The following is a 13,047-nucleotide window of genomic DNA, read 5'->3' as shown; positions in this document are numbered from 1 at the left end:
GCGTTCGAAGGCCGAGGGGCTTTTGCCTCCTGATGCCGAATGCCGACGGCGCGGGTGCCGCAAGCTAGAACGCGGCGAAAGCTGCGCAGCCGGATCGAATAGCTGACAAGCTAGGGGATGCGCTGGCATCCGCTTACCGCAGCGCCCGGATGGGTCAAGGACGAGAAGCGGCTCTCACCGCCGCGTCCTTGTCTCAGCCTTCGCAGGGCTAGCATCTGCCTACCGCGAGCGCGCGAGCGGCATCTAGAGGTACATCGAGAAATCCGGCTGTTCCAGGTATTGCAGCGGCGGAAGGTCGGGCGCGTCGATCGCTTGCAGCACCGCCCGTGTGAGGAAGTTTGCGGCCAGTCCTACATCTTCCTCAACCGCCAGGATCCCCGGACGAATCATGCTGAGCGTCACGCGAGACCCTTTGGCAATGACATCCACATCCCGTCCAACCACCCGTCCTACCTCTTCCAGCGCCGAAGCCACGGCCAAGGTAGCATGACTGGAAGAGCAGATGAAACCATCGCATTCCGGACGTTCCGCGACGAACTGACGAGCGGCTCTTTGCAGATCGACCAGCTTCGAGTTGCTGAAGGCGCCGGGAATCTGTTCGAAGGCAAGTCCCAGCTCTACTGCTGCCTCTGATGCGCCGACGAACGTGTCCGTCCCATAGTAGTAATGTAGCTGCGGCCCCAGCAACGCAAGGTGGTGCCGTCCGCGTTTGTGCAGGACCGACACCGCCTTTCGCCCAAAGGTATGGTTGTCGAAGTCAAAGTAGGGGTGCAGATGCGACAGCGAATCGCGCCCGTGGGTCGCAAAAGGAAAGCCACGCTCCAGCAAATAGTGAACGCGGGGGTCCTCGATATACGTTTCGTTGAAGATCACGGCATCGGCCAGGCGGCCCTCAACCACCTGGCGGATCGGCTCCAGCGCGCGGTCGTTACTCAGCATCGGCGCAATGCCAACCTGATAGGAGGTCGAGTCCAGTGCGGTCGCTATCGACGTGATGAGTTGCCCAAGCTGAGCGTCGCGATAGATGGCGAAGGCCAGGCTGATCGACTGCGTGCGCCCCGTCCGAAGCCGAAGGGCAGCGCGATCAGGGACATAGCCAATCTCCTCGGCAACCTGCCGCACGCGGCGCTTGGTTTCCTCCCCAATCGCCGGAGAGTCGTTCATCGCGCGGCTCACGGTCGGGACACCAAGGCCGCAAAGTTCTGCAATGGTCTTGAGCGTTGGCCTACTGGGAAGCATTGTCCCCGAGCCCGAATTCCCCTTCTGTGCCAAATCCTGTTCCCTAAGCTCCTCCATCCCACAGATGCGTCTTAGGCCCGTCAGCATCGCAAGACGGGCAATGTGCATGACGCATCATCGGTTGTCCCCGGCGCGCAGCTCCTCCATGCAAAGGACGACTGGATATCATAGGAAAGCCGGACCGCGGTCAACCGTCTTGCTGGTCCGGCAGACGGACGCAAGGTGACGCGACGTCCGAATCGTTGGCCGGATCACCCGCGCCATCCCGCGAAACCTGAGGCAATCCAGCCGATCCGCACAACGCACAGGCCCCCCCTCTTCGCGCCGGACGGCGTCGCTTAGCACCCGAATCCTCAACAAAACAAGGGACCTGCAGATTCCTGCCAGACCCAAAGAAATCGATTGCAAGACTTTGCCACATTCCGCCATAATTTCGCCACGATGCGGCAAGCCGCGCGTGAAGGGTAAGTTCCGGCGGTCATTTCTGCGCGATCGTCTGGAGAGTGTGTTTCCTGTTGGCGAGAGAAAATACAGCAGAAGAGTGACCTAACAAGTGGGCGTACAGATGGAAGAACTGACAGGCAAAGCTGCACTGCCAAGTTGCTTTGATCCGAAGAAGGCTGCCTTGGGCATCCACGATGCTTGGTCCGTTTTGCATAATGCGGCGCATGATGTTAGCGCCATACGCCTGCACGCAAAACAGTCTGACGGGCGCATGCCCAAATCCGGCCAGCTAGAGGTTAGCGCGGCCTGGCTCTGCCCGGAAAGACTTGGGCCTCAATCGCGCGATCAACCATAGGCGCGCTGCGGAACCGAGTTCTCCATAATTTGCCTCTGTGAAAACTGATGGAGCGCACTGCTCCGCATCAGGTTTTCCTTCTGTGCCATCTACAAAGTGAAACGGGGAAGTGAACGATGAAAGCAGCCAGCATCGCGATTGCAGATCAGCAACCGATCTTCCGGCTTGGGCTGAAACAGGCAATTGAAGCGTCCAGCGGACTTGACACAATTGCAGAAGCCTCGACCGGCGATGTGGCCTGGCGCCACATTCATACCAAAAAACCGGATGTTGCGGTGTTGTCGGCCGACATCGAAAAGATCGGCCCGAGAGACATTGCCGAGCGTATCCGACAGCACGGATTATCTACGCGTCTGATTGTACTTTTGACCCGCGCCGATCCTGCGGCAAGCCAGGCCTTGCTGCACCATGGTGTGGCCGGAGTCATGCGGCGTTGTGCGTCGGTAGATTCCCTGATGGCAGGTATCCATTCGGTATGCGCTGGCGGTGTTTATGTCAGTTCTGACCTGGTGAACTGCATGTCAAGCGACTGGCGCACAAAGACCAGCCTTGATAACCCATATGGACTGACCCAAAGGGAAGTGGCGGTTCTTGCGCAAATCGCGGATGGTCTGTCGAACAAACAGATCGCCAATCTGTTCAATATTTCCTTGCGCACTGTTGAAAGCCATCGCCAGAACCTGAAGCTGAAAACCGGGGCGACCAAAGCCTCGTCCATGGCTTTGATCGCCATGCGGATGGGCCTGGTCAGCGCCGATTAGGGCCTTGGGGCCAGCATAAGGGGGGCGGCACAGCCAGCGCCGCCCTTTTTTGTTTGGCAGATCTGTCGGACGGTTTGTCGCGGATTTGCGGGTGGGCTTGATGGGCGCGGTTTGTGCCCCGGCGGCCAAGATCAAAGGGGCGGCAGATCGCCGCCCCTTCTCTTCGTCATTTGCGCATCCAGGTGCGGTGTCAGGCGGTCACTTTTACGTTCACGACAACCAGGCCAAGGATCTCTTTACCCGGACCCTTCACCAAGACTGCAACCGGATAGTCACCGGCCGCGAGGCCAGAACTGCCCGGTGTCGCTGTAATAATGCCCGTCTTCTGATCAAGGGTAACACCCTTCGGCGGTGGCGATCCCGGGTCGAATTCGTACCCAGCCGCGTTGGGAATTCCAGCTGCGGTCTTTACGTCGCTCTGGGCAGGGCCTTTAGCGGCTGGAACGTCCAACGTGACAACCTTTGGTCTCAGCACCAGAGGCGCGGTCTCCTTCTCGCCGCCGACGGTGACAGTAATCGTAACCTTTCCTTTGTAGTCGCCCTTCGCATCCTTGATCGTCACCGAGAAGGTCTCAGTCGCGCCAGGACGCAGAACGGAATCGCCATTGGTTGATAGCGTGACCTTGCCCGTGACCGGATCGACCGTGACTCCCTTGTCGCGATACTGATCCGCCGTGATCTCATAACGATAGCCCTTGCCCTTGGTTCCAGACAGGTCTGCCACATCCACCGTCTGGGTCGTGTTTGGCCCCATCGGCATGGTCTCTTTGCCGTCGATCAGGGGCGGCGCCGCGGGTGGCCTTGGAGGGTTGATCTGAGGGCCAATCCACTGACTAAACGCGTACAAGCTTGGGCCCACAACTACGGTAAAGGCAGCGGCAATTGCGCCGTTCCGGGCTGTAAACAAGCTTGATCGCCCATACAAAGCGTTACCATCATCATCAGCCTGCCGGATGATCTTGATGGCTTCCTGAGCGTTATCCTGCACATTTTTCTTGGCTGTAGTGACACGCGTATCCGCCTCTTCCAGTTCTGCTCGTCCGCGCGCCAGAAGGACGGACATACTCGTGTCGTCATCTGGCTTGTCAAAGTCCTTGCCCTTCCGCTGCTTCGCAGCAAGCGCATCGGCAAACTCTGGGTCCTTGGCCCGAAGGTCCTTCCAAGTAATATCGGGGTTCTCTGACCGAAGCCGATCCAATTTGTCGACCGCCTGCGTCCAGAACGCCTGGTCTTCGCGTGCCGTCTGCAGCTCTTGCAGCCGGGTAGCGTTGATGTCCCTCAGGTCTTTGTATTCACTTAGAAACTCGTCTTTACGCTCAGAATGCGTATCCAAGAACTTCCGACCGTTTGGTTGAAGCAGCGTCAGCGGATCCGCCGCTTCGAAGATTCTGGGATCCGCTGGGAGGCCAAGTGGTTGTCCAGTCCGAATGAACTCCACCAGTTCATTTGTTGCCATTCCGGGCAGTGGTCCGGGTGCATCAAACAGTCGCCCGTTGGAGAGATAGTCTCCATTCGCCAGCAGTCGGTTGTAGTCGGCAGTGAAAACTGGCGTGGTATTCTCCATCCGCCAGGTTTGAGTGACCGGGTCATTGACCACCCGCGGCATAGTGGAAACCGACGAGGCACCCTCGGACGGGTTGTAGATGTAGAACTGCCCTTCTGCGTCTTGGACGACCCTGACCTGGACGTCTTTGCCATCGGGCCCCGTCATCTCAACGTAGGTTCGCGGAGTGCCGTCAGGACCATCGATCTCTATGAAATAGCCGTTTTCCCCATCGCCACGAGCAGCGGCGTTGCCAGTCAAAGGGTCAAACGGGGGAGAGGTTTCAAAGGTGACACCTGGTTCCCAGCGATAGATGTTGGTCGTCGTCGGCACACCCGGGCTGCCCGTGCCACCAGTGCCCAGAGGTGTTTCCGGGGGCGATCCCGGAGGCCTGCTACCCGTTTCAGGCGTACTTGGATACGAAGTGGAGGGACCGGGGGGTGTTCCCGGGGGCGTACCGGGGGGTGTGCCCGGAGGCGTACCGGGGGGTGTTCCCGGGGGAGTACCGGGGGGTGTGCCCGGAGGCGTACCGGGGGGTGTTCCCGGGGGCGTACCGGGGGGTGTTCCCGGGGGCGTACTGGGGGGTGTGCCCGGAGGCGTACCGGGGGGTGTTCCCGGGGGCGTACCGGGGGGTGTTCCCGGGGGCGTACTGGGGGGTGTGCCCGGAGGCGTACCGGGGGGTGTTCCCGGAGGCGTAAGACCACCTTCCTGAATTTCCGGGATCCGGGTCGCGATAGGTGGTGGCGGGGGGAGAGCCAATCCATCACGGGCCCGCGGAAGTGTGAATAACTCTACCTGTGCGTTGCCTGATGCGCCCTGCATGTAGACCGGAATAGTATAGGACGGCGGGTTCCCGCCAAAGATCTCGTCATAGATCGAGGGCCCCTTGCCCTTTGGCCCGGCGGCGGTGGGATCAAACAGGTTGCGCACGGTCCCGTTGTCTGCGTCCGGCACATCCCAAATTGTCCGCGACCCGCCTTTGGTCGTGTCCAGCGCCGTATCCGCCACTTCGGAGCCGGCGCGCGCCAGACGACCAGCCGTTGCGCCCGCACTGAAGACAATCCCCCCGGCGACGTCCGGAACGGCGAACATCAAGCCTTCGAAAACCAGATCGAACACACTGGGGTCGTCCAGGCTTTCGCGATGGCCCGACCGCCATCTGTCCCTACCCTCTTTGTCAAGTTTGTCATTTGCGAAATCAGTCAGCGGACGGTCGTTAAGCTTGTCGTCCACCCCCCTGAAAAGCCCGCCAAGGCCGAATCCAAACACGCTGTCAAGGACCGTGAATGCAATCTTTTCGGCTTTGCTTTCAGGATCATAAAGCCGGCTGGAATCGTTCAGCTGTTTCCCACCAACACCCAGCATTGCGTCGATATCACCCGGAGGCACGCCCAAGTCCGTAAACATTTTCCGGATGGCGTCCTCATCCGACATCTCTTCCCCGGTTTGCTCGATCCGGAAGTTTGTCACCGGATAGCGATCATGGTCGTTATCTTCGTCGTCGTCTTCCCAGGTCTTGTCGGCCTTCAGTTCCGTCTGCACATAATACTGCGCGATCCGGGCAAGCGGCGGTGGGTTCTTCAGGTTGCCGTTTTCATCATATTCCGGCTTATAGGTCTTCATATACTCGAACAGACCTTCAAGCAGCCGACCCAGCATACGTTGCGGCTCGGACGCGGGCTTTGCCTCGACCCGGTCAATCGTGAAGCCCTCTGCCTTGAGTTGGGCGATCCGATCCTGGTCATTCGGATTGACACGCTCAATCTTCGTCTGCGTAATAGGACCGCCGCGACCCTGCGTAGTATCCTTCCTTTCCAGGACGACTTCAAATTTCCATTCGGTCATCGCCCAGGGCTTGTCCTTGAACCCGGTCACTTGACCGGTATTGGGGTCCCAATGGGTAGAAGCCAGTGCGTAGTGGTCGAATTGCTCGCGAGTTTCGGCGCGTACCTGAACATTCTTATTGACCGGAACGATGGCCCCGTCGAAGAAGCGCGGCTCAACCTTCTTGTCCAGGGCAGCGGCAGCGTCGTCACCGTAGATTTCGGCATAGATTGTCCGCAGGACCGACAGCATGGATCGCAGCAGTTCCGTCTGGGGCGTGGCCGGGCCAATGTTCGGATCATCCGTACCGACAAAGACATACTCTTCCCACTTCCCGACCTTGTGGTCCGACTTCTGATTGCCCATGTCGCCGTTCAGGGCATTGCGCAGGGTATTCAGCGCGGTCGCGTCATCGACCGACAGCCCCTGGCTTTGCGCAAAGAATTGCGCGGCCAGCTGCATTGATTTCTGCTTCGCAGCCGGAAGATCTCCGCCTTTCGCGAAAGCCTCCAGCTCCTCGGGCGTTAGTTTGATGCCAAGAACCTGCAAAACATACTGGACATGGGCCGTCGCGCTTTCGCCCTTCAGCTTTCCGTCTGCCAGTTCAGTCAGTTTGCCCAGAAGAGCCGGAGCATCAGCCGCCAGAACCAGTTGCTCGTTCTGCGCCTGGAGTTCCGCCGCCCGTTGCGCTTGTCCTTCCGCGAAACTGCCGACCAATAGGTCTCTTGCGGTGCCATAAACGTCGATCCAAGCCCCATCCGTCGGCCCCAGCGCCGACGTATCCATCGGACCATGAAACTGCGGCGGCAAGAATGCCGCGACCTCCTTGTATTGGGCGACCAGGGCTTCTTGCTCTGTTCCATCAAGCATCTTGTCGGCGACGGCAGCGTCGTAGTCCTTTACGAATTGCGCGATCGCCGCCAGCTGTTCTGGGGTCAGGTTCTCGAGGGAATCATAGCCGGCCTTGAACGCGGCATCGTTTTGGTACCGCCAACCTGCATTGGCCTTGCTGGACTCTGCTGCGAGGGCTCCCTCGGCGTAGGCGTCGATATTGATCTGCCAGTCCACAGGCGGTCGCGGGCTGGCCTCCAGTTCCTTGAACTCTTTGTCCAGCCGTTCGTACTCTGCACGCGCAGCATTTGCCTCGTCGCTGCCCTTGGAGGTAAAGTCCAGCTCTTCCCATTTTATCTTCGCCCCGTCGAGTTCAAGACGCTTCGCCTGAATCGCGGGATCGCCGCCATAGATCTTTTCGTGAATCTGCTGTTCCGTGTCCTGAAGCTTGGCCTTGGACTCGGCAATTAGCGCGCGTTTTGTATCAATATCAGGATTGAAGGGAGCAAGTCCGGACTTTTCCCACCCCGCGACGTAGTTCTCTAGATAGTCAAGCTCCTCTTTCAACTGCCGCCTCGTCGCGAACAGTTCCCCCAGACCCGAGGTTCGAGCAGCCGCCATATAGCCTTGCGCCTTGTCAGGGTCAGTAAAGGTATCTGGGGCAACGCCGTTGGCCTTGGCCAACTGGGTCAGCTCTCCTTCCAGGCCCGCAATTTCGGCTTTCAGGTTCTCTCTTTTGGTTGCAGCCAGCCCGGGCGACAAGGTGCCCGCCGCCTCTTCCTGATCCACAGCGGCAAGTTCGGCACGCTTGGCGCTCAGTCTTTCAATCTTCGCAAAAAGGTCTTCATAGGTTGGCGCTGCGGCCTTCTGGGATTCGGCCGCTTCGCCCGCATAGGCCTTGTCCACTCCGTTCCCTCGCGCCAGTTCGATACCCGCACCAATGGAACCGGATGCCTTGGGGTTGGCAGGAACCTCGATACCCTTCTTTTTCAGATCGGCTTCGGCCTGTCCGATCTGGTCAGTTAAACTTTTCAGAGTCGCGCGATATGAAGGCGGAACGTCCCCGGTCTGAAGCTTGTAGGCAAGCTCATCGCGTGAAGCGCGAAGCTTTGAAAGTTCTTCAACTTGCGATGCGGCCGCCGGATCGGTCAGCGCAAGCACAAAGCCAGCGGCAGTATCCTTGTCTTGGAGTTTCTTGGGGTCGACGCCGGCCGCTTCGGCGGCATTTGTAACCGCCCCACGGGCTTCCTTGATCTGAACGGACAGCATAGACTCGGTCTTGAGATACTCGTCCTTCGAGATCTTGCCGTCAGACAAGTTGCGCTGGTTTTCTGCGTAGGCCTGTTCCAGCTGCAACCACGTCTGGACTGCCTTCGCCAAGGTCGTCACTGGTTTTGGCGCACCCGATGCATCGCCTGCCACCAGGTCCTGACCTGTCTGGTAAAGGACCTGGGCTGCCATGTCGTTGAACGATTTGTCGGGATCAATGCTGCCAAATTCCTTGCCAAGCTCGATATAGAGCTGGGCAATCCTGACTTCGGGAGGAGGTGCCAACAGTTTGCCGGACGCATCATACTCGGGCTTATAATTGGCCTCAGCCGTTGATAGCGCATCATCCAGCATGGTAAGAGTTTCCGGGCTGAACTGCCCGTCAGCACCCCAGTCCGCCTCGATCTTTGCGCGGTATTCGTTCCAGGCTGCTTCGCCATACCTTTCATAGATCATCTGCCCGATAGCCGAGACCATCGCATTCAAGCGGTCATTGCCACCAACCAGAAGAATTCGCCGCTCTTCGGGAACTCCTGCACTTGAGGTGTCAAATCCCATGTCCGAACGCAGTCGGTCAAGGAACATGCTGATCAACTCGTCCGTACTCTTTCCCTTTATTCCGTTGGCCTCGGCCCAGGATTGCACGGCCGAAAGAAACGCCAAGGGGTTGGCGTTCACGATCTTCATCATTTCTTCTTCGGATCTGGCACCCATGAGAGCCATGATGAACTTCATGGTTTCCGGGGCGCCATCTTTTGCCAGGCCTTTCAGCGTATCCAAAGCCGACGCCGCGCTCGCTGGGGGGGCGGAAGGCTTGGTTTCGGGCGTTCCCGATGGCGATGACGTGACTGTGACGGGTTTCGCCGCCGGAGGGTCGTTTGCGGGTCTGGTCGTCGTGACGGCGTCAACAGTCATCTGAGTACCTTTCAGTCATGGTGTGGCTGGGTTTGGCTATTGCCTTATTGAGGGTATTTTTCCGCCGGTTCCGCAATCAGCACAAAGCCGCATCACAGTGCGTACTTCCCGCAAGTATTGCGGGAAACCGGCTACATATTTGCACGCAGCACGCCAAGGGGCTTGTACTGGAACTCGCCGGACAGCTCTTGCTGGGCAATCACCGGCAGGTAGATGTCATTTTCAGACAGGAACCGGCGCAAGTAACGACGGATATCATTCGCCGCAACGATCACCGGCGGACAGGCGATCCCTCGAACATTGGCGTCAATCTGTGAGAACGTTTCCAATATGGCAGCCGAGTCCCGCATACCCAGTGCAAGGTAGCCGCCGACATCGGTCTTCTGAACCGCCTCACGCAATTTCTCGTCCAGGGAATTGTCGATCAGATAGGTCGAGACTGCGTTCTGGCCCGTCGAATAGTGATGGCAGATCTGCCGCTTGATGCCCTGTCGCGTGTATTCAGCCAGAAGGACGGGATCCTGTTCGCGCACCGACCAATCGGCGATCGCCATCAATACGGCATAGCGGGGAACCAATGGCGTTGCCTCGGCAGCAAGGCGACGCAAGACCTCGGTCACGATGGTATCATCAATGTTTTCGTGGATCTGCTCGCGCAGGGCGGCTTCGCGTGGGTTCAAATCTGCCAGGTACGCTTCCAGGTTCGATGTCGTAAGAAGCAGGCCAAGCCTGGCTGTGATCGCATGTTGCATCGCCGTCCAGATGGCCTCTGCAGCACTGGAGACCCGAATATCGATGCTTTGCAGCAGCGCGGTCTTGCCGGTGTCGACCCAGACCCCCGGGCCCTGTGGCATCCGCGTCGATACGACAGCCGGAATACCGAGTGAGAGCGCGATCATGTTTTCGTCTCCGACCACGAAGGCGCCGCTGGCGCGCAGGTGACCAAAGATGATGGGCACACCATCCAGGACGATCCGGAAGCTGCCATTCGACTGAAGCGGGTCCGCGCGCAGTCCGGCGGTTGGAAGTTCATAGCCATGCCGTTCAAGAAAACGGGCCCGGCCCTCCTTCCGCGCAAGGACGAAGGCTGCAGTGTCCAGTGCGGCAAGGTCCGCGGCGCTCAGGTGAAGCGCCAGGCGATCATTCTCCTTGCCTTCAAAGGCTGAATCGTCAGCTTCCTCCTTCGAATCCGGCGCGACGACAGACTTGAGTGCCGGCAGATAGGCGGCCACAATCGCCATGCTCAGTCCAAGCAAGAAGAAGATTGCCGTAGGAAATCCGGGCATCAGGCCCAAGGCCGCCACGATGCAGGCGGCAACGACCAGGCCACGCCGCTGTGCGAGAAGTTGTGCGACCATCTCGGTCCCGAGGTCCTGCGGCGCTTCGGACGTCACCCGCGTCACTACGGCGCCAGCGCACAGGGCGATGAACAGCGCGGGAATTTGCGCCACCAGTCCGTCGCCGACAGTCAGCAGGGAATAGGTGTGCATCGCTTCCGAGAAAGACATCCCCTTCTGCGCAACGCCAAGGGAAATGCCTCCGACCAGGTTGATCAGGATGATGATGATGCCCGCGATGGCATCGCCCTTCACGAACTTCATCGCCCCATCCATCGAGCCGAAGAACTGGCTTTCCTGGCTTAGGGCATTTCGTTTGTGGCGCCCTGCATCGCGCTTTAGTTCGCCGCTTCGGATCTCAGCCTCGATGCTCATCTGCTTGCCCGGCATGGCATCAAGCGTGAAGCGGGCAGAGACTTCGGCAATGCGTTCCGCGCCTTTGGTGATCACCAGGAATTGCACGGTACTGATCACAAGAAAGATGATCAGACCGACAATCACATTGCCTTGGACAACGAAGTTACCAAAGGTCTCGATGATTTCGCCGGCGTCTCCATCGATCAGGATCAGACGCGTGCTGGCGACCGATAGTGCGATGCGAAACACTGTTGAAAAAAGGATGATGGACGGGAAGGTGGAAAATTCAAGCGGTGATTTCAAATAGACAGCAACCATCAGGATCAAGATCGCAAACGCCATGTTGAATGCGATCAGCGTGTCCATTAACCAGGTGGGTATCGGCAGGATCATCAGCATGAGGATGGCCATGAGCAGGCCAATCAGCGCAAGATCCATGCGCATGCCACCAGTGGATCTGCGCCGTCCAGCCCTTCGGAAACCTTGCCAAGTCATTTGCGGCGCTCCGCCGATAGTGCCGCGGGGGGGAAAGTAGCGCGGAACAATTGCAGGGCTGCAGTAAACTGGCCCCTCAATTTCAGGACAATGGCCCGCATCCGCTGCGCCTTGCGGGTGCGGGACACCTGCCAAAGCGCGGCAAGCGTGCGATCCAGATCATCAGTGCGGCCCAGTGCGTAATAGCACTGACAAAGGTCATGGTGCTGCTCGGGTGACAGTGGCTGAAGCGCTGCAACAAGTTCCAGCAGATGCATCGCAGACTGATACTCGCCATAAGTGACTTGATGGGAGGCAATTTCTGCCACGACGGTCAGATCAAGTTCCGGGGGCTTGGTAGTCTGGTGCGAGATCACAGCTTCACTCCTTTATCAGACCGCGTATCAACCCCTCGAGGGCGCTTTGCATTTCAAGTTGGTTTCGCAGGACGTCCACTCCTGGCATTGCGCGAACGTGTTCGGGAATTGCCGGGCTTGTTTCAATAAGTGAAATAAGCCCCGCCAATCGCTGCAGACTGTTGCGCTCGCCAGTGAATGTATCGACGGAAAGGGGACCCGTAGGGGTTTTGATCACAACCGCCGGGAACTGTCGCTTGGCTGCCGCGTCGGTCGATCCCGCCTCACCGCCGCGGGAGGACGGTGGGACCGCACCGGGTCCGACTCCGGGCCGCGATATGGGATCGGGCAGATGGGGGAACAGCCGCGTGATCTGGGTCATGGGGCGTCGGGGGCCTTTGGCGAGCCGAGACTGATCACCCGGGTCTGACCGTCCAGCGCCAGAAACACGGCGTCGCGCTGCACCGAGGTCAGCGTCCAGCCGCCGGGCAGCGTCTCTCCCACCCGGACGAGACTGCCGTCCTCGATGATCAGGCCGGAAACAGGATGCAGCAGAACCGAGGCTATGCGTGGCAACTCTTGTTCTGCGGGCAATTGGCGACTGGTCGTGTTGAACAACGCTGGTCTGCCGGGCTGCGCATCATACCAGGCCAGAAAGGCTTCGAAGTTTGCCATCACTGCGGGATCGACGACGCCCGAAACAGTGACGGACAAGGCGCGGTCAGCCGATCCGTTCACCGAGACCTTCATGTTCTGGTCCAGACCCATTGCAGCAAACTGCCTGGTGACTGCCTGTGAGAATTCGTCCAAAGGAAGCGGTGACATGGCAGGCGCAGCCGTGGATGGGACCGGTTCCTCAGCGGTTGTCCGCAGCGCAAGTGCTGCCGACTGGCTCCCACCGCGCCAAGGCAATGGTGACATAACGCCCACAGAGATCAGCAAGATCAGGCCCGCCGCATAGCCCGCTCCACGCCATCTTTGCTGCGGGCGCTCAACGGATGCCAGGACAGAACCAAGGCTCAGCTCCAGGCTTTTTCCTGCCGCAAGTCGGTGAACGGTCGGGGCGACCTGGGCCTCACCATTCACGGTGACCTGATCGGAGAGCGGCGTCACCGTCAGCCCCCTTCCGTGCAAGGTCAACTGGACATGGTGTTCCGAGATTCCGTCGTCCAGCAAGCAAACATGATTATCCACGGAGTGACCGATTGTCGTGTCGCGCCCAAGCGTCAACGAGACACCCGAATGCAGACCGCTACGGATTGTCAGTTCGGCGGAAATGCGGGATTTCGGAAAGGGCATGGCGCGGATTCTTCCTTCCGTTTTTCTGCAGCAGCGCAGGGTC

The 13,047-nt window shown here is 59.0% G+C and carries 6 protein-coding genes; 1 reads left to right on the top strand and 5 read right to left on the bottom strand.

All coding sequences use genetic code 11. The annotated features are described in order from the left end of the window. Nucleotides 1-243 precede the first annotated feature (243 nt). Entirely contained in the window at nt 244-1,347 is a 1,104-nt protein-coding gene (locus CXR42_RS13525) for a LacI family DNA-binding transcriptional regulator (protein ID WP_103258074.1), read from the bottom strand. Nucleotides 1,348-2,154: 807 nt separating this feature from the next. On the opposite strand from CXR42_RS13525, the gene CXR42_RS13520 reads away from it, so the two are divergent. Continuing rightward, nucleotides 2,155-2,799, top strand: a complete 645-nt coding sequence (locus CXR42_RS13520) for a LuxR C-terminal-related transcriptional regulator (RefSeq protein ID WP_103258073.1) — start codon at nt 2,155-2,157, stop codon at nt 2,797-2,799. 190 nt (nt 2,800-2,989) lie between these two features. Here CXR42_RS13520 and CXR42_RS13515 read toward each other — a convergent pair whose 3' ends face one another. The 4 genes from CXR42_RS13515 to CXR42_RS19390 all read right to left on the bottom strand — a co-directional run bounded on the left by CXR42_RS13515 (nt 2,990) and on the right by CXR42_RS19390 (nt 13,004). Continuing rightward, a complete protein-coding gene (locus CXR42_RS13515) occupies nt 2,990-9,181 on the bottom strand; it encodes a hypothetical protein (protein ID WP_146038079.1) in 6,192 nt (2,063 codons plus the stop codon). Between the two features lie 131 nt (nt 9,182-9,312). Next, nucleotides 9,313-11,313 (bottom strand): flagellar biosynthesis protein FlhA, encoded by a 2,001-nt coding sequence (locus tag CXR42_RS13510; RefSeq protein ID WP_180996064.1) that lies wholly within the window; start codon nt 11,311-11,313, stop codon nt 9,313-9,315. A 53-nt stretch (nt 11,314-11,366) separates the two neighbouring features. Next, entirely contained in the window at nt 11,367-11,726 is a 360-nt protein-coding gene (locus CXR42_RS13505; RefSeq protein ID WP_103258070.1) for a hypothetical protein, read from the bottom strand. A 357-nt stretch (nt 11,727-12,083) separates the two neighbouring features. Beyond that, nucleotides 12,084-13,004 (bottom strand): FHA domain-containing protein, encoded by a 921-nt coding sequence (locus tag CXR42_RS19390; protein ID WP_146038078.1) that lies wholly within the window; start codon nt 13,002-13,004, stop codon nt 12,084-12,086. Nucleotides 13,005-13,047: the final 43 nt, after the last annotated feature.

Origin of the sequence: Tabrizicola aquatica (assembly GCF_002900975.1) — a bacterium.
GTDB lineage: Bacteria > Pseudomonadota > Alphaproteobacteria > Rhodobacterales > Rhodobacteraceae > Tabrizicola > Tabrizicola aquatica.
This window is presented reverse-complemented; position numbering and strand designations above follow the sequence as displayed.